This window comes from Kitasatospora sp. NPDC001095 (genome assembly GCF_053598615.1).
The window spans coordinates 73,992-95,185 of sequence record NZ_JBSFKQ010000015.1 but is presented as its reverse complement, the minus strand read 5'-3'; the positions used below and the strand labels follow the sequence as shown (position 1 = coordinate 95,185).

Here is a 21,194-nt window from a genome sequence, read left to right as displayed (position 1 = left end):
CCGCCGCTCCCGACCTCACCGCCGCTCGCGGCCTCACCGCCGCTCCCGATCGCGCCGCCGTTCCCGGCCTCACTGCCGCTCCCCCGCCCGCAGTTCGGAGGCGATCTGGCGCCGGCCGGCGACCAGCGTCTCCAGCACCACCCCGAGGCAGACCACCAGGGTCAGGCCGGCGGTGGGCAGCAGCACCGGCAGCAGCGCCGGGGCCAGGGTCTCGCCGACCGGGGCGCCGACCAGCGCCGAGAGGTCGAACGCGCCCCCGAGCAGGGCGACCGCCGCGACGGCGGTCAGGCCGCCGCCGACGGCCGCCGCCAGGGTCTGCGGCAGCGCCTCGGCGATGATCAGCGCCAGGCCCTGCCGGGGTCGCAGACCCATGGTGCGCAGCCGGGCGAGCACCGCCGTACGGTCCGGCGCGGCCCGCAGCAGCGTCAGCAGCACGGCCAGCAGGGCGAACCCGGCGGCGGCGAGGCCCGCGTACCAGAACAGCCGTCCGGCGGCGAGCTGCACCGGGTCGTCGGCCAGCTCGGCGGTCTTCTCCCGGCTGCTGTGCACCACGTAGCCGGGGGGCAGGCCGGAGCTGGTCCTTCCCGCCGCCGTGGCCTCGTCGTTGACCAGCTTGGCGATGCCCGACACCTGGGTGCTGCTGCCGATGCCGCGCTCCCGCAGCAGGGCGCGCACCCGGTCCGGGTCGACGTCGCCGACGGCGAACCACTTGTTCACCCTGGTCGCCCGCCTGAGCTCCGGCAGGTGCTCGGTGGCGGGGCCGGCCGGCACCACGACGAAGGGTTTGCCGGGGTCCGGCAGGGCGGGGGTGGCGGTGACGATCCCGGCGACGGTGGTGGTCATCTGGCTGCCGCTGGGCGTGCGCACCTGGGGCGCGCCCCCCGTCAGGCGTTTGGCCAGGTCCTGGCTGAACAGCGCGGGTACCGGGGCGTCCTTGCCGCCCGGGGCGGCGGCCAGCTTGGCCGGGTCGTACCCGCCGACCCCGACGGTGCGGGAGATCTCCGCGTAGGCGCCGGGCTCGACCACCACCAGGATGGCGTCGGTGGTGTCCCGGTCGCCGCCGATGAAGGTGGCCCGCTCCTCGATCCAGGCGCCGGTGGCGGCCCGGACGCCGGGCAGTTCGCCGGCCTCCTTGGTGAAGGCCTCCGGCAGGTTGGCGTAGACCGGGACGCCGACGGACACGTCGCCGCCGGTGGCGATCCGCCCGGCACGCGTCCGGGAGTGGTCCACCGTGTCGAGCACGGTGGCGCCGAACCCGGTGGCGGTGACGGCGATCAGCAGGGCGAGCAGGGGCAGTACGGAGGGCCGGCGCCGGCCCGAGTCGTCGCGGGCGGCCCGGACCAGGCCGAGGAATCCGACCAGTCCGCGGCCGCGGGCGGCGAGTGCGGCCAGCCAGCCGACCACGACCGGCTCGATCCGGGCCAGCAGCAGGCCGCCGGAGACGGCGAGCAGCAGCGGGGCGGCCACCAGCAGCGGGTCCACCCCGCCGCCCGGGTGACCGACACCGCGCCGGCGGACCTCGGCCACGGCCGCGGCGGTGACGGCGAGCACGGCGAGCTCGCCGACCATCCGGCGCCGACCGTCGGCGGCCCGCGGGCGGCGCCAGAGCAGCGCGGCCCGGGCCGGGAAGGCCAGGATCGCGAGCAGGGTCACGGCGAGCGCCACGAGCACCGGTTCGACCCACCGCGGGGTCGGCAGCAGCACCAGCGCGAGGGCCGTCCCGAGCACGGCGGCGGGCAGGACCGTCACCGTGCCCTCGCCGAGCAGCCGCAGCAGCACTCCGCTGCGCGAGCCGCCGCGGGCCTGGAGCAGCCGGATCTCGGCGGTGCGCCGGTCGGTGCTGAGCGCCGCGGCCAGACAGAGCACCACGACCGCGACGCCGGCGACGCCGGCCGGGCCGATGGCGCCCAGCGGGGCCGCGGCCTGGTAGCGGTCGGTGGCCCGGGACAGGACGTCCGGCATCAGCGAGGTGGCGTGCAGGTCGGCCCGGAGGGTGGTGTCGATCAGGCTGGTCATGCCGGGGCCGGCCGTGTACGAGCCGATGGCCTGACGGGTCCGGTCGAGCTGGTCGGCGCGCAGCGAGCCGGCGTCGACGGGCAGCCGCCAGAAGTTCTGGCCGACCGAACCCCAGCGGCTCAGCGCGGTCAGGCTGCCGCCGTCGACGAAGCCGCTGGTCCAGTACCACGCTTCGTCGCCCTTGAGGCCCAGGCAGGCCCTGGCCGGGCAGCCGAGCCCCTCCCAGAACGGGTCCTGGGGGTCGTTGACCCGGTAGAGGCCGGTCACGGTGCTGCGCAGCGGGACGGGCCCGTCGGTGCCGCTCTCGATGACGTCGCCGATCTTGATGCCGATGGCCTCGGCGGCCTGCTGGCTCAGCACGATCGGCAGCGGGCCGTCGGCCGGGGCAGGGCCCGGCCAGGTGCCCGCGGTCAGGGTCACCCGGTCGGCGAGGCCGTGTAGGTAGAACAGGCCGAGCACCGGGTTGGCGTTCGGGGAGAAGCGGGTGTACCCGGGGTTGAAGATCGAGCGCTCGTTCTTCACCCGGGTGCCGAAGACCCGGCCGACCGGGCTCAGCGGCAACCGCCGTCCGATCTGGGCGTCGAGCTTCTGCTGCAGGGTCTCCAGCTCGGTGGCGGTGTCGCCGGGGGCCGTCCCCGAGGTGACCTCCAGATTGGTCACGTTGGCGCCCAGGCTGCGCGTGAACTGCTGGAGCGCGGTGTCCGCGCCCCGGTCCGCGAGGCGCGGGAACGCGGCCGCCAGGAAGACGGTGACGAAGGCGAGGGCCGCGGTGAGCAGCGCGGCCAGCGGCATCGCGCGCAGCCGGGTGCGGACCCAGGGCGCGGGCCGGGGAGCGCGCGCGGGTGCGGGCGCCGGCGCGGGGGTGGGCGCGGTGGTGCCGGCCTTGGTGGTCACATCTCCTCCACGTGGCGCAGCCGGGCGGCCACGTCTCGACGCCGGCGCCCGATCAGGAAGGCCGACAGCAGCGGGACGACGGCGATCGCGGCCGCGAACAGCAGCGCCTGACCGTACGGCAGCTCGACCACGGCCTCGGGCACCGGGCGGCGGGCGGCCGGGGTCAGCACCACGAAGGGCACGATCAGCCGGACGAGCAGGGCGCCCAGGGCGAGTCCGACGATGCCGCCGAGGCCGACCAGCACCGCGTTCTCGATGGCGGCGGTGCGGGCGACCTGCTTGCGCGGGGCACCCAGGGCGAGCAGCAGCGCGGAGTCGCGGGAGCGCTCGTGGGCGGAGCCGGCCACGGCGGCGGCGAAGCCGATCGCGGCGAGCACGGCGGTGGCGATCGCGATGGCCATCAGCGCGCTCTGCGGCGCGGCGCCGACCGGGTCGCCGAGGAGGCCCTCGGAGACCTCGTCGTAGAGCGCGAGGTCCTGACTGCCGGGGGCGCCGCGCAGGGCGGCGGCGGCCTCGGCCGGGGCGCGGTCGCCCGGCCCGGCGGCGGGCAGCCACCACTCGGTGCGGGTCGGCAGGTTGCGGTCCTGGGCGGACAGCATCCGGGCGACCGAGTCGAGGTCCAGCACCAGCGCCCGACGGCCGGCCACCGGCACGGCCTCGACGGCGCCGGTCACCTTGACCGGGACGACGACCCCGCTGAACGGGACCTGGAGGGTGTCGCCGACCGAGGCCCCGAGGGCCTTCAGGTAGTCGCGGGTGGCGACGCCGTTGAGGGCGGTGGGCAGGGCGGCGCCGGCCGGGCTCAGCACGGCGCGCACGGAGTCGCCGATGCCGCGGCCGGACTGGTAGCGCACCGTGAACAGGCTGTCTGCGGTGGCCGCTTCGGAGGCGAGCTCGGCCTTCGGGGAGCTGTTGACACCGGGGCGGGGCGCCGGGGGCTTGAGGGTCCACCCGGTACCGGCCGGCACCGGGACGGCGGTCGACGGGCCGTCGGCCGTCTCCGAGACGGCCAGGTTCCGTACGGTGACCTCGCCCGTGCTGCGGTCGCCGAAGCCGACGGTCGCGCCGACCACGGTCAGCGGGGCGGCGACCGAGCCCACCGGGGCGTCGACCAGCGCGCCGAGCGGGATCGAGGCACGGACCCGGCCGTTCAGCGGGAGCTCGCCGAACGGGACCTTGTGGACCAGGCCGAAACGGTCGCGCAGCAGCAGCCGGACCTCTGGGTGGACCGGGCTGCCGGACCAGGAGGACCCCAGGTCCTGCTGGTTCACCGCGATGTCGGCGTCGATCCGCAGCGGGTGGCCGGGCAGCGGGATGGCGGAGGCGGGGGCGGGAGTGGCGAGCGTGCCGAAGACCTCCGCGCCGCTGTGGCCGTCGAGCAGGTCGGAGCGGAGCGGGACGCGTGAGGCGAAGGCCGCGGAGTCCACGGCCAGCAGCTCGCCGGCGCCGCCCTGCATCGGCTGCTCGTCGCGCACCACCGGGACCAGCCGGTCGCCGCCGGGCAGGCTGCCGTAGCGGCCGCCCTGGCCCATCTGGGCGTTGTGCGAGCCGGAGATGCGCAGTCCGCCCGACGTGGCGAAGACGGCCTGGTCACGCTGGGAGGCCGTCCAGGTGGCGTGCTGACCGAGCGCCAGCACGCCGGTGGCCACGGCCATCACGAGCAGCAGGACGGGACCGGTGGCGCGGCCGGGCCGGCGGGCCAGCTGCCAGCCGACCATGGCGGGGCCGAGGCCCTTGCCCCGGGCCGCCGCGCGGGCGCCGAACCGGGCGACGAACGGGAGCAGCCGCAGCACCACGAGGGTGCCGGCGCAAAGGGCGAGCGTCGGGGTGGCGACCAGCAGCAGGTCCACGTCGAGCCGGCCGCTGGAGTCGGCGGACAGCCCGCCACCGTACTGGTCGAGCTGCTGGTAGGCGAGCACGGCCAGGGCCAGCACGGCGAGGTCGCCGCCGTTGCGGGCGACGCCGGAGACCAGGGCCTGCCGGCGGCCGGCCCGGCGGCGCAGGGCGGCACCGACGCCACGCACCACGCTGGGCACGGTGGCCAGCAGGATGCAGGCGAACGCGCAGGCCGCGGCCACCGGCCAGAGCGACCAGCTGATGCCGGTGTCCAGGGCGACCTGGTGGGAGCTGCCGAGGCCGCCCAGCGCGCGGACCAGGGCCGGGGTGAGCAGCGGCGCGAACGCGGCCGCGGGCAGGGCCAGCAGCAGCGACTCCAGGGCGGTGAAGGAGCCGAGCCGGAGGGCCGAGGCGCCGCGCGCGGCGAGCACCTCGTTCTCGGACTCCTGCCGCGCGGAGATCAGGTGGACGACCAGCAGCAGGGCCGCCGCGGCGAGCACCGCCAGTTGGAGGGCGCCGATCAGCAGGGTGGACCGGGCGACCACCATGCTGTCGGACAACTCGTGCATGATGTCGGGAAGTTCGGTCTTCGCGCCGAGGGAGGCGGCGGTCCGCAGCTCCCCGCCGAGGCTCTGGGCGCGGTCCCCGAGGGCCTGCGCGGCGGCCCGGTCGATGCCGGAGAAGTCGGCGTCCAGCGACCAGCTGCGGCCGCTCTGGACCAGGCCGGCCGTGGTGAAGGCGCTCTGGTCGACCATCATCGGGCCGTAGGTGGTGAAGCCGCCGACCTCGATCTCGTGGCCGCCGACCGGGTCGATCCGCCAGTACGGGGCGGTCGGGTCGGTGGCCCGGTAGACGCCGGTGACCCGGACGGTCAGCGGCGTGCTGTCGGCCCGGTCGACGAGCCGGACCTCGGCGGGCAGGGCCTGCTCGGCCAGGCCGAACCGGTGCAGCAGGCTCAGTGGGACGGCGACCTCCGGCGCGGTGGACCGGACCGGGCCGGTCGCGGCGCCCGGCCAGGTGCCGGCCAGCAGTTGGACCCGACCGCGGTCGAGGTCGGCGAGGACCGTGAGGTCGAGCTGGGCGCCGGGGGCGCCGGAGGCGGTGCCGCTCGGTGCGGCGCCGCTCGCCACCGTGCTGTTCGCCGGGGTGCCGTTCGCCGGGGTGCCGTTCGCCGGCAGGCTGTAGGAGCGGCTGCGCGTCACGCTGTCGGTGTGCACGGGCAGGTCACCGAAGAGCTTCTGCCGGTAGGCGGCGAGCGCCGCCTCGTCCTTCGCCCGCTGGTCCAGGCCGTGCTCACCGGTGACCGCCACCGTCGTCCGGGCGTGACCGGGCCCCTGGAGCGCCTGCCGCAGGCCTGCCTCACCGACACTGCTGTTGAAGGCCACCAAGGCGGTCAGCACGGACGTGGTGATCAGCACCGCCAGCAGGACGGCGGCAGCCAACGGCAGTCGCCCGCGCAGTCGGCGCACGACGAAGCCGAGCATCAAGTTCCTCCCCCGGATTCACATCCCCGGTTGCACCTCCGGGCTCCGCCCATCGATCCGGTCCGAGTACAAATCGGCCACAGATGGACACTTCGCGAGCACACCGGCGCATTGACCACCGGCAATGGGTCGCCGGATAGCGGACGATGCTGTCAGATTCGATCCAGGAACGGAAGGGACTTGCGCGAATCAAGTTTGAGGTGAGCAAATTCCGTTCATTGGTAACATCCCGGCCGGGGATGCCCCCGGTTGAATGCCATGCACACTTCACAAATTCGGCCTCGGCGCGCTCCTTCGGCCCGGAACACCGGCTTCCCGGATGTGCCGCCCGGAACGTGAACGCCGGAACAGTCATATCCGTAGAACCGGACGGGACCCGGACGCGACCGGGCCGCCACTCCCACAGGGGGACGCCGCATGACGCACCACCAGGCCGCCACCGCCGACACCGCCACCCAGCCGATGGTGGCCGTGACCGACCTCCGCCGGAGCTTCGGCAGCGGCGAGCGGGCCGTGCACGCCCTGCGGGGCGTCTCGTTCACCGTCGGCCGCGGCGAACTCACCGCGCTCAAGGGCCGGTCGGGCTCCGGCAAGACCACCCTGCTCAACCTGGTCGGCGGCCTGGACACACCGACCGGAGGCAGCATCGCGCTGGACGGCATCGACCTCGCCGGGCTGGACGAGGACGGCCGGCTCGCCCTGCGGCGGGAGCGGATCGGCTTCGTCTTCCAGTCCTTCGGGCTGATACCGATGCTCACCGCCGCCGAGAACGTCGGCGTGCCCATGCGGCTGCGCAAGACCCCCGCCGCCGAGCGCGAGGAGCGCGCGCACACCCTGCTCGCCCTGGTCGGCCTGGCCGACCACGCCAACCAGCGCCCCGGCGAACTCTCCGGCGGCCAGCAGCAGCGCGTGGCCATCGCCCGCGCGCTGGCCAACGAGCCCAGCCTGATCATCGCCGACGAGCCGACCGGGCAGCTGGACTCGGAGACCGGCCGCGCGATCATGGAGCTGCTGCGCGCGGTGGTGCGCAGCGAGGGCGTCACCGTGCTGGTCGCCACCCACGACCCGACGCTGATGGGGCTCGCCGACCGGGTGATCGAGGTCCGGGACGGACGGGTCGTCGAGGAGGGGGCGGAGCAGGCCGCCTAGCGGAGCGGGCAGTTCGGCCCCGGCGGGTCACGGGGCCCACGGGCACGGGCGTGGGGATGCGGGGTGCGACCCCACGCCCGGTCGGATCGATGGCAATTCGGTGCGACCGAGCGTCATTCCTACTGGTCAATCGGCGGTCTGGCCTTCGACACCGCAGCGGAACCCGATTGTCAGTGGCATGGGCTACGGTCATCGACGACTCACGGGAAATCCGCTCCGCCGGAGGTTCGATGACGATCCACCACCGCATTCCGCGGACCTTCCGCACCCTCCGGGAAATCGCCGGAAAAGCAGGGTCGTGGTGGCCGGCAGCACCGCCGACCACCACGACCGTCAAGCCGCCCCCACGGTCACCGGGGGCCGTTCCGTCAGACCGCCGGGAAGATCTCCGCGTCCGGCTTCAGCAGCTGGCCGGCGGCCGGCGCGGTGCCGTCCACCAGGTAGCGGGTGACGAGCTGGTTCAGCGCCTTGCTGCGGCCCACGGCACAGTGCTCGATCGAGTCGACACTGACCAGCACGGCGTTGCCCAGCTCCTGCTGCATCCGCTGGGCGAACTTGTACTGGGTGGCCGGGTCGTAGAGGTTGCCGATCACCATCACGGTGTTGGAGGTCTTCTTGTTCCACGGGCCGGAGAAGCGCTCGGCGTCCCGGGCCGGGGCCGGCCAGCTCGCGCACGCCGGCGCGTCGAAGGCCTGGTAGCGGCCGAAGGTCGGCATGTCCTTCTCCCACGCCTTGGCCGCGGTCGCGAACACCCGGTCGTTGGAGGGGTACGGCTTGTCCTGGCAGTTGACGGCCAGGTAGGAGTCGTCCGCGGTGTACTCGGAGTCCACCGGGGCCTCCCGCAGCGCCGTCCGCGGGACCTCCACCGAGAGCAGCTTGGCGTCCTCGTCCGAGACGTTCGCCTGCGGGGCCAGCAGCGCGGCCGCGGCCGGCTTCTGGAACTGCTGGTAGGTCGCCTGGAGCGACTTGGCCAGCGGGGCCAGCTTGGCCTGCGAGTACAGGGCGCTGGCCACCTCGCCGGTGAAGCTGCTCAGCGTCACCTTGGCGCCGCCCGGCAGCGTGATCGGGCTGGTCCGCAGGTGGTCCCGGAGCTGGTCGAACTTGGCCCTGGTGTCGCCGTCGCCGAAGGCGCAGCGCGGGGCGCCGGCGGCCTGGCAGCGCTTGAGGAACTCGTCCAGGGCGATCTCGAAGCCGTTCGCCCGCTGGCGGTCGTACTCCATGCCGTTGTGCAGGCGCAGGTTCGGGTCGACGTTGCCGTCGACGATGATCGCGCGGACCTTGTTCGGGTACATGTTGGCGTACGTCGACCCGATCAGGGTGCCGTAGGAGAACCCGGCGAAGGTGAGCTGGGAGTCACCGACGGCGCGGCGCATCCGGTCGAGGTCGCGCACGACGTTGATGGTCGACATGTGCTCGATCAGCGGGCCGGCGTTCTTGCTGCACGCGTCGCTGTAGTCCTGGTCCGCGTCCAGCGTCTCGTCGATCTCGGCCTTGGTGACGGGCACGCCGATCATGCGGTTGGTGACCGCGTCGGCGTCCTCCTGGGTCTTGAAGCACTTGAGCGGGTTGCTCCGAGCCACGCCGCGCGGGTCGAAGCCGACCAGGTCGAACTTGGACTGCACCTCTGCGCCGAAGCGGGTGGTCGTCGCCCACAGGTAGCCACTGCCGCCCGGGCCACCGGGGTTGAGGAACAGCGAACCGATCCGCTTCGACGGGTCGCTCGCCCGCCGCCGCATCATGGCGATGCCGACCTTCTCACCCGAGGGGTTGTCGTAGTCCAGCGGCACGGGGTAGACGGCGCAGTCGTAGATGCCGGGGTCCGGCTTGCTCGGGTCGGGGTTGCACGGCGTCCAGGCGACGGGGTCGACCTTCGCCTCGGCCAGGCCGGGGGCCTGGTCGAAGGGCGCGGCCGACGCGGCGACGGCGGTGCCGGTGACAAGTGCGAGGGCGCAGGTGACCGCTCCGGCCAACGTGGATATGCGGGACAAGGAACCTCCTCGGTACTGAAAAGGGCGGCCCCAGCCTGTCAGCCGGAGATCTCCGTGGGAAGACCTGCGGGCGGCGTAATTCATCTAACCGAGAGGCACCACATCACGAAACATTCTGTGAATGAACCAACTTGACGGTTGATTGACTTGATGCCCGGTCATCCCGAGTCGCCGATCGGCCGTCGACCGTCCGGGTTCGGCGAAGGCAGGCCGGGCCACCCCGGACGATTCCCCGCGCGCCCCGCCCCCCGGGAGCACCACTTTTGTGTGGCCGTCCGGGAGTTCGCGGTCGAGCCGCACCGGTACCGCCCGGCACTCAGCTCGCGGGCGCTCCCCGCAGGGCGGCCGCCACCAGCCCCTGGATCGCGTCGGCACCGGGCCCGCCGCCGCCCACCAGGTGCTCGAAGACCAGGCCGTCGACGCAGGCCAGCAGCGTGGTGGTCCGACCGTCGGGGTCACCCACGCCCCGAGCGGCGAGGAAGGCGCGGACGGCGGCGCGCCCGGCGTTCTCGCGCGGGACGAGGATCTCGCGCAGCTCGGGGTCGCGCACGCTCTCCACCGCGCAGGCGTACCGGGCGAGCGAGCGCCGCCGACCGTCGCCGGACAACCTTTGCCGCATCAACTCGGCGATCCCCTCGGCCAGTTCCGCCTCCGACCGGACCGGCACCCGCTCCCCCATGGTGTGCAGCTCGCCCTGGTCCAGCTCCACCAGCCGCCGTACCAGCGCGGTGAGCAGCGCCTGCCTGGTCCGCAGGTAGGCCGAGGTGGTTCCGACCGGCAGCCCGGCCGCCGCGTCGACCGCCCGGTGGGTGAGTCCGCGCACGCCGAGGTCCGCCAGCACCCCGATCGCGGCGTCGGCCAACACCGTCCGCCGGTCCGGCCGCCCCGCATCGTCCCGCTTCTGGTCCTCGTTTCGCCGCATCCCCCCTTTCTACCGGGCCCGTCACGCCCGTCGCGCACCCCCTCGGGCCGGACCGGCCCACGGCCCCCGACCGTCGTGCCCAGCCCGGCACACCCCCGCTCGCCCGCCGACGGCCTCGTAGTACGCTCTTTCTACAGCTGTAGAAAGCAGTGAGGCGACACAGGAGGGACCGGGCATGAGCAACAACAGCGCGGTGGTGGTCGGGGGCGGGATCGGCGGGCTGGCGGCCGCGATCGGGCTCCGGCTGGCGGGGTGGGACGTGACCGTGGTCGAGCGGGCGGCCGTCCTGGACGACGCGGGGGCCGGCATCTCCCTGGCCGCCAACGGGATGCGCGCGCTCGCCGCCCTCGGAGTCGGCGAAGCGGTCGAGGCGGCCGCCCGCCGCCAGTACACCGGCGGCACCCGCACCCCGGACGGCCGCAGGCTCGCCGCCATGGACGGCGCGGCGCTGGAACGCGAGCTGGGCGCCCCGATCGTCGGGATCCCCCGCGCGGCCCTGCACCGCGTCCTGCGCGAGGCGCTGCCCGCCGAATCCCTCGTCGTCGGCGCCGAGGTGACCGGGGTGGACACCACCCAGCCGTTCCGGGTCCGGGTCGACCTCGGCGGCACCACCCCGGAGGCGGGCCGCCCACAGCCGGGCCACCCGGAGGCGGGCCATCTGGAGGCCGACCTCCTGGTGGCGGCCGACGGCATCAACAGCCGCCTCCGCCGCCACCTCTTCCCCGACCACCCCGGGCCGGCCTACAGCGGCTCGACGGTGCTGCGCGCGATCACAGAGCGCCCGGTCGACAGCCTGAAGGCGGACTTCGAGCTGACCTGGGGCCACGGCGCGGAGTTCGGCCACATCACCTTCCCGGACGGTACCGCCGAGTGGCACGCGGTCCTGAACGCCCCGGCCGGGGTCCGCTACCCGGACCCGCTGACCGAGGTCCGCCGCCGGTTCGCACGCTGGCACGAGCCGATCCCCGCACTGCTGGCCGCGACCCGGCCGGAGGCGGTCCTGCACCACGACGTCAACGAGTTGGCCACCCCGCTGCCGTCCTACGTCTCGGGCCGGATCGCCCTGCTCGGCGACGCCGCGCACGCCATGACGCCCCACCTCGGCCAGGGCGCCTGTCAGGCCCTGGAGGACGCGGTGACCCTGGCGGCGGCGCTCACCGAGACCCGGACGGTCGAGGGCGCGCTCGCCCGGTACGACGCGGTCCGCCGCCCGCGCAGCCAGACCGTGGCCCGCGACGCCCGCCGGGCCGGCCGGATGGGCCAGCAGCTCGCCCACCCCCTGGCGGTCGGCCTGCGCAACGCCGCGATCCGGCTCACCCCGCCCGGCGCGATGGTCCGGACCGTCCTGCGGCACGCCGACTGGACGCCGCCTCGGATCGCTCCCCGTGCCGCCTAGGCACGAGCCCAAGGCCACACTTGACCGGCAATCAGGTTAGGCACCATACTACTTCTCGTGACCCAGCACCCCGAGAGCGGCCCGACCGCCCCCAGCCTCGACCAGGCGCGCCGCCAGATCGCCCGCTACGGCCTCACGGCCGATCCGCAGGCGATCCTGGTCGCGACCCGGCTGATGGCGGCGGGCGCCCGACTCGGCCAGGCCGGCGAGGTGCATTTCGGCCGCTTCGGCCTCTCCACCGGACGCTACCGACTGCTGGCGGACCTGGAGGACCACGGCGGCGAGAAGTCCCCCTCCCAGCTCGCGGCGAGCCTGGGCGTCTCCCGGGCGACCGTGACCGGCCTGGCCGACGGCCTGGAGCGGGAGGGCCTGGTGGCCCGGCGGCCGTCCACCGAGGACGGCCGCGGCAACGTGGTGATCCTCACCGCGCGCGGCGCCGACCGCCTGCGGGAGCTGGCACCCGAGCACTTCGCCCGGATGCAGGCACTGGTGGGAGGCCTGACCATCGAGGAGCGCGGCACGTTCCTGGACCTGCTGGCCCGGGTGGTCGCGGGCATGGACGCACTCACCGAGGACTGACCCACCCCGGGGCGGGCCGCAATCCGGCGGCCCGCCTCTCTTCAGCCCAAATGGTTAGGCACCTAAGCACTGGCAAACACTTAGCTGCCTAACCATGGCCCGCCGAGCACGGCTGACCGCAGCCGGCCACAGCTGCCCACACACGAAAGGAAGAACCGACCCATGAGCAAGAAAGCCCCCGGCGCTCCCCCGCCCTTCGTCCTGTGGCGCGAGGTCCTGGTCGCCTACGCCATGCCCGCCGTCACCGCGGGGGCCGGCGGAGCCGTCACCGGCCAACCGCAGCTGGTGGCCGCCGCACTCACCACCATCGGCGGCACCTCCGCACTGGTGGCCGCCGCCCTCGGCGCCACGCTGCGCCGCCGCCCCGCCCGCACCCGGCCCGCCCGGACCCCGCGCGTGCTCGCGGCCGCCGCCCTCGGCCTGGCCGCCGCCGCGCTCGGCCTGGCGGTCGGCCTCGCCGCCGCCCGCTGGCTGCCGCAGCTCCCGGCGCTCGCCGACAGCCCGTGGCCGAAGCGACTGCCGATCGACCTGCCGGTCTCCTCGGCGATCGCCGCCACCATCACCACCTGGCGCTGGCGCAGCAGCCGCCCGACCCGCGCCGCGCAGCACCGACTCCCCGCCACGCCCCGACCCGAAAGGCAGACGTCATGATCGTCATCATGGGCGCCGCCGGCGCCACCGGCGGCGCCACCCTGCGCAGCCTCGCCGCCCTCGGCGCACCGAGCCGCGCCCTCAGTCGCGACCCCGCCCGACTGGCCGCCACCCTCGACGAGCGCACGCTCGCCCGGACCGCCGTCCTCCCGGCCGATGCCGCCGACCCCGCCTCCCTGCGCACGGCCTTCCGCGGAGCGCACCACCTCTTCCTCACCATGGCCAACGGCCCGCAGCAGGTCCGGTACGAGCTGAACGCGATCGAGGCGGCGGTCGACTGCGGCGTGGAGCACGTCGTCAAGGTCTCCGCACCCGCCGCCGAGCCGGGCTCCCCCGTCGCCGTCTCCCGCGGCCACCACCTGATCGAGGAGCGACTGCGGTCCTCCGGCATCACCACCACCGTCCTGCGGCCGTACGCGTTCATGCAGAAGCTGCTGCTCCTGGCGCCCGGCATCGCCGCCGCCGGGGTGGTGCACGGCGCGATGGGGCAGGCGCGGTGCAACTACGTGGACGTCCGGGACATCGGGGAGGCCGCCGCCGAGGTGCTCACCCGCCCCGAGCTGGCGGGCGGCACCTATCCGCTCACCGGCGGACGGGCCTACAGCCACCCCGAGCTCGCCGCGCTGCTGGGCGAGCTGCTCGGGCGGCCGGTCCGCTACCTCGACCTGAGCCCGTCCGAGCTGCACACCCTCCTGGTCGGCCGGGCCGGGATGCCGGACTGGCTGGCCACCCACGTGGTGGAGATCCAGCAGCTCGCGGTGGTCCGCAAGGAGACGCCGGACGACACCTTCCTCCGCCTCGCCGGACACGCTCCGCGCACCCTGGAGGCCTTCCTCGGCGAGAACCTGCACCGGTTCCGCTGACCGTCGGGCACGGTGGCGGGCCGGGACCGAACCCGGGATTTCCGGCCCGGAAGAGCCCGACCCGCCGCTGTCGCCACCCGAAGGGAGCAGCATTCGCTGTGGTGTGGATCACGGTCGAAAAATCGACCTGACGATCAGTCAATTCGACTGACGTGGCGTCACATCAATGACAAGAAGGCTCAGTTATCAGCTGATGATTCATCAGATTCGGCCGTTCCGACGCCAGTTGGCCCGAGTTTCCGATCCTGCCCGGCCACCGCGCCAGGGCTACCATCGGTCGGGTTGTCCGCTCCGGCCCCGGAGTGGGATCACCCGGTCAGGTGGTGTTCCCACCGCCCCAGGGGCCGGGCATCGGTCGGAACGGGGCGAGGACGAGGAGCGAACGGCTGCCATGACAGCTGAACCGAGCCACCCGGAGCAGTACGCCACGCCACCGCAGGAACCGACGGCGCAGGAACCGGCCCCGCAGGAGCCGACGGCACAGGAACCGGCCCCTCAGGCCGCGCAGGCCCCTCAGGCCGCGCCCGCCCAGCCCGAGCAGCCGCTCGCCCTGTTCCCCGGCCGCCCCGCCGCCGCCCCGCGCACCCTGGTCGACGTGCTGGACGCCACCGTGCGTGCCCACCCCGACGATCCCGCCCTGGACGACGGGCGCACCGTGCTCAGCTACCGCGCGCTGGCCGCCGAGGTCGAGCGGCTGCGCCGCCGGCTGGCCGCCGCTGGGATCGGCCCCGGCGACCGGGTCGGCGTGCGCGTCCCCTCGGGCACCAACGCCCTCTACGTCTCGATCCTCGCGGTGCTCGCCGCCGGGGCCGCCTACGTCCCGGTGGACGCCGAGGACCCGGACGAGCGCGCCGAGCTGGTCTTCGGCGAGGCCGCCGTCGCCGCCGTGCTCGGCGCCGGGCACGGCCTGGCGACCACCGGTGAGCGCGCGCCCGCGCTGGAGCGCCGCCCCACCCCGGCCGACGACGCCTGGATCATCTTCACCTCCGGGTCGACCGGCAAGCCCAAGGGCGTGGCCGTCACCCACCACAACGCCGCCGCCTTCGTGGACGCCGAGGCCGCGCTCTTCCTCCAGGAGGAGCCGATCGGCCCCGGCGACCGGGTGATGGCCGGCCTCTCGGTGGCCTTCGACGCCTCCTGCGAGGAGATGTGGCTGGCCTGGCGGCACGGCGCCTGCCTGGTGCCGGTCCCCCGCTCCCAGGTGCGCAGCGGCGCCGACCTCGGCCCCTGGCTGGCCGAGCAGGAGATCACCGTGGTCTCCACCGTCCCGACCCTGGCCGCGCTGTGGCCGGCCGAGGCGCTCAACGAGGTGCGGCTGCTGATCTTCGGCGGCGAGGCCTGCCCGCCCGAGCTGGTGCAGCGCCTGGTCACCGAGGGCCGCGAAGTGTGGAACACCTACGGCCCCACCGAGGCCACCGTGGTCGCCTGCGCCGCCCTGCTGACCGGCGACGGCCCGGTGCGGATCGGCCTGCCGCTGGACGGCTGGGACCTCGCCGTGGTGGACGAGGCCGGTGTGCCGGTCGCTCCCGGCGGCACCGGGCAGCTGGTGATCGGCGGAGTGGGCCTGGCCCGCTACCTCGACCCGGAGAAGGACGCCGAGAAGTACGCCCCGCTGCCCTCGCTGGGCTGGGAGCGCGCCTACCGCAGTGGCGACCTGGTCCAGGCCGACCCGGCCGGCCTGCTGTTCCTCGGCCGCACCGACGAGCAGATCAAGCTGGGCGGCCGCCGGATCGAGCTCGGCGAGGTCGACGCGGCCCTGCAGGCCCTGCCCGGCGTGGCGGGCGCGGCGGCCGCCGTACGGACCGCGCGCGGCGGCAACCAGCTGCTGGTCGGCTACCTGGTGGTCCAGGACGGCTTCGACCGCGAGCAGGCCGTCGAGCGGCTGCGCACCGAGCTGCCCGCCGCCCTCGTGCCGCTGCTGGCGACCGTCGAGACCCTGCCCACCAGGACCTCCGGCAAGGTCGACCGCAACGCCCTGCCCTGGCCGCTGCCCGAGCTGGAGACCGCCGGCCCGGGCGAGGAGCTGTACGGCACCGAGGCCTGGCTGGCCGAGCAGTGGGCGGAGATCCTGGGCATCAAGGTCGGCGGCCCGCGCGACGACTTCTTCGCGATCGGTGGCGGCAGCCTGGCCGCCGCCCGGCTGACCACCCTGCTGCGCACCCGCTACCCGAGCGCGGCCGTACTGGACATCTACCAGAACCCGACGCTGCGCAAGCTCGCCCGGCACCTGGAGCGCACCGCCGGCGACAGCACCGAGGCCAGGACGATCGCCCTGGTCCCGACCAGGGCCAAGCTGCTCCAGCTGCTCCTGCTGATCCCGCTGTTCACCGTGGTCGGCCTGCGCTGGACGGTCGCCCTGCTGGCCGCCGGGAACCTGCTCACCCACCTCGGCGACTACCCGTGGGCGCCCACCGCCTCCTGGTGGTGGGTCGGCGCGGGCGCGCTCGCGCTGTACACCCCGCCGGGGCGGCTGGCCATCGCGGCCGGCGGCGCCCGGCTGCTGCTGCGCGGCCTGCGCCCGGGCAGCCACCCGCGCGGCGGCTCCGTCCACCTGCGGCTGTGGACCGCCGAGCGGCTCGCCGAGCTGAGCGGCGCGGACTCGCTGTCCGGCGCCTGGCTGGTGCGCTACGCCAGGGCGCTGGGCGCCAAGGTCGCGCCCGAGGTGGACCTGCACTCGCTGCCGCCGGTCACCGGGATGCTGAAGCTGGGCCGCGGTTGCGCGGTCGAGGCCGAGGTCGACCTGTGCGGCTACTGGCTGGACGGCGACCGGCTGCTGATCGGCCAGGTCAAGATCGGTTCCGGTGCCGTGGTCGGCACCCGCTCGACCCTGCTGCCCGGTGCCCGGGTCGGCAAGCGCGCCCAGGTGGCGGCCGGCTCCAGCGTCACCGGCCAGGTGCCGACCGGCCAGCGCTGGGGCGGCGCGCCCGCCGTCAAGCTGGGCCGCGCCGAGCGCGCCTGGCCCAAGGAGCGCCCGGCCCGCCGGGCCGGCTGGGCCTCGCTGTACGGCGTCAGCGGTGCCGTGCTCAGCCTGCTCCCGGTGCTGCCCGCGCTCGCCGCGCTGGCCGTGCTGTCCCGGTTCGTCGACCGGGGCGCGGCCCTCGGCCCGGCGCTCGGCGGCGCGCTGCTCGGGCTGCTGCCCGCCACGCTGGCGTTCGGCGCGGTGTACGCGGCGCAGCTGGTGGCACTGGTCCGGCTGCTGAGCACCGCCCTGGTCCCCGGGACGCACCCGCTGCACGGCCGGGTCGGCTGGCAGGCGTGGACCGTCACCCAGCTGATGGACCGGGCCCGCGAGGTGCTGTTCCCGCTCTACGCCGGGCTGGTCACGCCGCTGTGGCTGCGCGCCCTCGGGATGCGGGTCGGCCGTGGCGCGGAGGTGTCCACGGTGCTGGCGCTGCCCAGTCTGACCACGGTCGGCGACGGCGCGTTCCTGGCCGACGACACCCTGATCGCCCCGTACGAGCTGGGCGGCGGCTGGGTGCGGCTCGGTGAGGCGAAGGTCGGCGAGCGGGCGTTCCTCGGGAACTCGGGGATGACCGCGCCGGGCCGCTCGGTGCCCAAGCGCGGCCTGGTGGGCGTGCTGTCCGCGACGCCGGCGAAGGCGAAGAAGGGCGGCTCGTACCTGGGCATGCCGCCGATGCGGCTGCCGCGCTCGGCGGACCAGGCCGACCAGAGCCTGACGTACGAGCCGCCGGCCCGGCTGCTGTGGGCGCGCGGGCTGGTCGAGGTGGGTCGGCTGGTGCCGGTGCTGGCCTCGGGGGCGCTGGGCATGCTGACCGTGGCGGCGCTGTCCTGGCTGGCGGCCGGCTCGCCGCTGACCGCCGCGCTGCTGTCGGGCGTGGTGCTGTCGGCGGCCGGTGTGCTGGCCTGCGTGGTCGCGGTGGCGGCCAAGTGGCTGCTGGTCGGGCGGTTCCGGGCGGTGGAGCACCCGCTGTGGAGCGGCTTCGTGTGGCGCAACGAGCTGGCGGACACCTTCGTGGAGATGCTGGCGGTGCCGTGGCTGGTCGGTGCGGTGCCCGGCACCCCGGTGCTGAACCTGTGGCTGCGCTCGCTCGGCGCGCACGTCGGGCACGGGGTCTGGTGCGAGAGCTACTGGCTACCCGAGGCGGACCTGGTCACCCTGGGTGACGGGGTCACCGTCAACCGGGGCTGCGTGGTGCAGACGCACCTCTTCCACGACCGGATCATGCGGATGGATACTGTGGTCCTCCGCGAGGGCGCCACCCTGGGCCCGGGCGGCATCGTGCTGCCCGGCAGCACGGTGGGCGCGCGCAGCACGCTGGGCCCGGCCTCGCTGGTGATGCGCGCCGAGTCCGTCCCCGCCGACACGCGGTGGCTGGGCAACCCGATCGAGGCGTGGCAGACCGCGCCGTGACCACTTCCCCGTCCCCCCGTCCCGGCCCGCAGGAAGCGCACGCCCCCGTGAAGCCCAAGCACGTCCCGGCGGCCGCCGGTGCCCCGGACCCGTACTTCCCGACCAGCGGCGACCACCGCTACCGGGTGCACCGCTACGAGCTGGCGCTGGACTACCGGCCCGGGCCCAACCGGCTGGCCGGCTCGGCCCGGCTGAGCGCGGTCGCGGACGCGGCACTGGCGGAGTTCGCGCTCGACCTGGCCGAGTTCCGGATCGGCCGGGTGCTGGTCGACGGCCGGGCCGCCCGGTACACCCACCGCGGCGGCAAGCTGCGGATCCGCCCCGCCAAGGCGCTCGCGCCGGGCGCGGCGTTCACCGTCGAGGTGCACTACACCGGCAACCCGCGCCCGGTGCGCAGCCCGTGGGGCGGCCTGGGCTGGGAGGAGCTGACCGAGGGCGCGCTGGTGGCGAGCCAGCCGGTCGGCGCGCCGTCCTGGTTCCCGTGCAACGACCGGCCCGCCGACAAGGCGACGTACCAGATCGCGATCACCACGGCGTCCCCGTTCACCGTGGTGGCGAGCGGCCGGCTGCTGACCCGCACCACCAAGGCGTCCAGCACCACCTGGGTGTACGAGCAGAGCGCGCCCACCCCGACGTACCTGGTGACGGTGTCGATCGGGCACTACCGGCCGGTGCCGCTGGCGGTGCGCCCGGCGGTGCCGCAGACCGGCTACGTGCCGGAGCGGCTGGCCGCCGCCTTCGCCCGGGACTTCGCCCGGCAGCCGGAGATGGCGGCCTACTTCGGCGAGGTCTTCGGCCCGTACCCGTTCGGCGAGTACGCGGTGGTCGTCGCCGACGAGGAGCTGGAGGTCCCGGTGGAGGCGCAGGGCGTCGCCACCTTCGGCACCAACCACCTCGGCGGCGGCTGGGAGCGCGAGCGGCTGATCGCCCACGAGCTGGCCCACCAGTGGTTCGGCAACAGCGTCACCGTCGCCGACTGGCGGCACATCTGGCTCAACGAGGGCTTCGCCAAGTACGCGGAGTGGCTCTGGTCCGAGCACGCCGGCGGCCCGGGCGCGGCCGTGCACGCCGCCGCCGCGCACCGGCTGCTGGCCGGGCTGCCGCAGGATCTCCGGCTCGGCGACCCGAGCCGGAAGCTGATGTTCGACGACCGGCTGTACCAGCGCGGCGGACTGGTGGTGCACGCGCTGCGGCGGGTGCTCGGCGACGACGCGTTCTTCGCGATGCTGCGGGACTGGACGAGCGCCAACCGGCACGGCGTGGTCTCCACCGACGACCTGCGCGCCCACGCCGCCCGGTACACCACCGCCCCGCTCGGCCCGCTCTTCGAGGCCTGGCTGGAGCGGCCGGAACTGCCGCCGCTGCCGGACTGACCGTTCCGGCCGATCGGGTCGGTGGGGCGGTCGATCGGGGCGGGTGGCTCGGGAGGGGGCTCGGGAGGGGGCTCGGGGCGGGTGGCTCAAGGCGGGTGGAACGGGCCGGAGCCGGGCATGCCGGGGTAATCCGCTCGGCCCCGCGTCCGGGCTGGACTACTGTCCGTACACATGTCGATGAGTCCAGAAGCCCACATGACCGACCTGCCCCCCGAGCTGCTGCCCGCCACCCGCCGCGCGCTGCTGCACCGGCTCGCCGTCGCCCAGGCCGAGGGACGCACACCCTCGATGGTCGCCGGGGTGCTGCGCGACGGACGGCCGGTGTGGAGCGGCGCCCGCAGCATGGTCGACGGACACGCGCCGACCCCCGACGTCCAGTACCGGATCGGCTCGCTCACCAAGACCTTCGTCGCCGTGCTGGTGCTCCGGCTGCGCGACGAGGGCCTGCTCGACCTCGCCGACCCGCTCTCCCGCCACCTGCCCGGCTCCCCCGCCGACGACGCGACCATCGCCCAACTGCTCTCGCACTCCTCGGGCCTGACCGCGGAGACCCCGGGCCCCTGGTGGGAGCGGACCGACGGTGCCCTGCGGCCCGGCCTCGACGACATCCTGGAGGCCGAGCGGCCGCTGAAGCACCCGGCCGGGCGGGTCTACCACTACTCCAACCCCGGCTACGCGCTGCTCGGCGCGCTGGTGGCGAAGCTCCGCGGCGAGCCCTGGGGCGAGGTGCTGCGCCGCGAGGTGCTCGCCCCGCTCGGGATGGAGCGCACCACACTGCTGCCCGAGCACCCGCATGCCGGGGGCTTCGCCGTCCACCCCTGGGCCGACGTCCTGCTGCCCGAGCCGCTCACCGACACCGGACTGATGGGCCCGGCCGGCCAGCTCTGGTCCACCATCGCCGACCTGGCCCGCTGGGCGGCCTTCCTGTCGGCCGGCGACGACAAGGTGCTGTCCGCCGACACCGTCGCCGAGATGCGCCGCCCGGCCGTCGCCCCGGACGACGCCGAGTGGACCGGCGGCTACGGCCTCGGTCTGCAACTGCGCCGCCACGATGGCCGGTTGCTGTACGGGCACACCGGCTCGATGCCCGGCTTCACGGCGGGCCTGTGGATCAGCGAGTCCGACGGCCTGGCCGCGTACGCCCTCTCCAACGTGACCAGCGGTGCCAGCGCCGCGGCGCTGGCCGCCCAGCTGATCGCGCTCACGGCCGAACTCGAACCCCGGCTGCCCCAGCCGTGGCGCCCCCTGGCCGAGGTGGACACGGAGCTGCTGGAGCTCACCGGCCCCTGGTACTGGGGCGCCATGCCGGCCGCCCTGCGACTGCGGCCCGGCCGGGTCCTGGAGCTCACCCCGCTCACCGGCGCCGGCCGGGGCTCGCGCTTCCGGCCCGAGGCGGACGGCACCTGGACGGGTGTCGAGAACTACTACGCGGGCGAGACCCTGCGGGTGGTCCGCCACCCCGACGGCACCGTCAGCCACCTCGACGTCGGCTCCTTCGTCTACACCCGCGAGCCGTACGGCCCGGCCGGCACCGTCCCGGGCGGGGTCGACCCGGAGGGCTGGCGGGTGTTCTGAGCCGAGCGTCGCGACCGTGACGGCGGGGGCGTACGGTGCGGTCGTACGCCCCCGCGGCAGGTGCTGTCCACCCCCGGCAGGCGAGCGCCCGATGCC

12 protein-coding genes are annotated in these 21,194 nt (G+C 74.9%); 8 read left to right on the top strand and 4 right to left on the bottom strand.

Annotated features, from left to right (window positions below):
• Positions 1-69: 69 nt before the first annotated feature.
• Together ACWDBB_RS16180 and ACWDBB_RS16175 are read right to left on the bottom strand one after the other, a co-directional pair.
• On the bottom strand, positions 70-2,910 hold the full coding sequence (locus ACWDBB_RS16180) for a hypothetical protein (protein WP_449790174.1): 2,841 nt from the start codon (positions 2,908-2,910) through the stop codon (positions 70-72).
• A complete protein-coding gene (locus ACWDBB_RS16175) occupies positions 2,907-6,230 on the bottom strand; it encodes an FtsX-like permease family protein (RefSeq protein WP_449790173.1) in 3,324 nt (1,107 codons plus the stop codon). Before ACWDBB_RS16175 ends, ACWDBB_RS16180 begins: the two co-directional genes overlap by 4 nt.
• A gap of 417 nt (positions 6,231-6,647) precedes the next feature.
• On the opposite strand from ACWDBB_RS16175, the gene ACWDBB_RS16170 reads away from it, so the two are divergent.
• Entirely contained in the window at positions 6,648-7,379 is a 732-nt protein-coding gene (locus tag ACWDBB_RS16170; RefSeq protein WP_449790172.1) for an ABC transporter ATP-binding protein, read from the top strand.
• A gap of 368 nt (positions 7,380-7,747) precedes the next feature.
• Here the strand turns inward: ACWDBB_RS16170 and ACWDBB_RS16165 are convergent, their stop codons facing one another.
• Together ACWDBB_RS16165 and ACWDBB_RS16160 are read right to left on the bottom strand one after the other, a co-directional pair.
• The gene (locus ACWDBB_RS16165) at positions 7,748-9,367 is read right to left on the bottom strand and encodes an alpha/beta hydrolase (RefSeq protein ID WP_449790171.1); all 1,620 of its coding nucleotides are present in this window, start codon (positions 9,365-9,367) and stop codon (positions 7,748-7,750) included.
• Positions 9,368-9,683: 316 nt separating this feature from the next.
• Positions 9,684-10,289: a TetR/AcrR family transcriptional regulator gene (locus tag ACWDBB_RS16160; protein WP_449790170.1), complete on the bottom strand. Its 606-nt coding sequence runs from the start codon at positions 10,287-10,289 to the stop codon at positions 9,684-9,686.
• A 175-nt stretch (positions 10,290-10,464) separates the two neighbouring features.
• Here ACWDBB_RS16160 and ACWDBB_RS16155 point away from each other — a divergent pair, with 175 nt between their 5' ends.
• The 7 genes from ACWDBB_RS16155 (at position 10,465) to ACWDBB_RS16125 (ending at position 21,098) form a co-directional block, all read left to right on the top strand.
• On the top strand, positions 10,465-11,685 hold the full coding sequence (locus ACWDBB_RS16155) for an FAD-dependent monooxygenase (protein WP_449790169.1): 1,221 nt from the start codon (positions 10,465-10,467) through the stop codon (positions 11,683-11,685).
• 57 nt (positions 11,686-11,742) lie between these two features.
• Positions 11,743-12,264: a MarR family winged helix-turn-helix transcriptional regulator gene (locus ACWDBB_RS16150; RefSeq protein ID WP_449790168.1), complete on the top strand. Its 522-nt coding sequence runs from the start codon at positions 11,743-11,745 to the stop codon at positions 12,262-12,264.
• A 162-nt stretch (positions 12,265-12,426) separates the two neighbouring features.
• Positions 12,427-12,915, top strand: coding sequence for a hypothetical protein (locus tag ACWDBB_RS16145; RefSeq protein ID WP_449790167.1), 489 nt, complete (start codon positions 12,427-12,429; stop codon positions 12,913-12,915).
• A complete protein-coding gene (locus ACWDBB_RS16140) occupies positions 12,912-13,778 on the top strand; it encodes an NmrA family NAD(P)-binding protein (protein WP_449790166.1) in 867 nt (288 codons plus the stop codon). The genes ACWDBB_RS16145 and ACWDBB_RS16140 overlap by 4 nt, the downstream gene beginning before the upstream one ends.
• 391 nt (positions 13,779-14,169) lie before the next feature.
• The gene (locus ACWDBB_RS16135) at positions 14,170-18,150 is read left to right on the top strand and encodes a Pls/PosA family non-ribosomal peptide synthetase (RefSeq protein WP_449790165.1); all 3,981 of its coding nucleotides are present in this window, start codon (positions 14,170-14,172) and stop codon (positions 18,148-18,150) included.
• A 47-nt stretch (positions 18,151-18,197) separates the two neighbouring features.
• Entirely contained in the window at positions 18,198-19,523 is a 1,326-nt protein-coding gene (locus ACWDBB_RS16130; RefSeq protein WP_449790164.1) for a M1 family metallopeptidase, read from the top strand.
• Between the two features lie 195 nt (positions 19,524-19,718).
• On the top strand, positions 19,719-21,098 hold the full coding sequence (locus tag ACWDBB_RS16125; RefSeq protein ID WP_449790163.1) for a serine hydrolase domain-containing protein: 1,380 nt from the start codon (positions 19,719-19,721) through the stop codon (positions 21,096-21,098).
• The last annotated feature ends 96 nt before the right edge of the window (positions 21,099-21,194 follow it).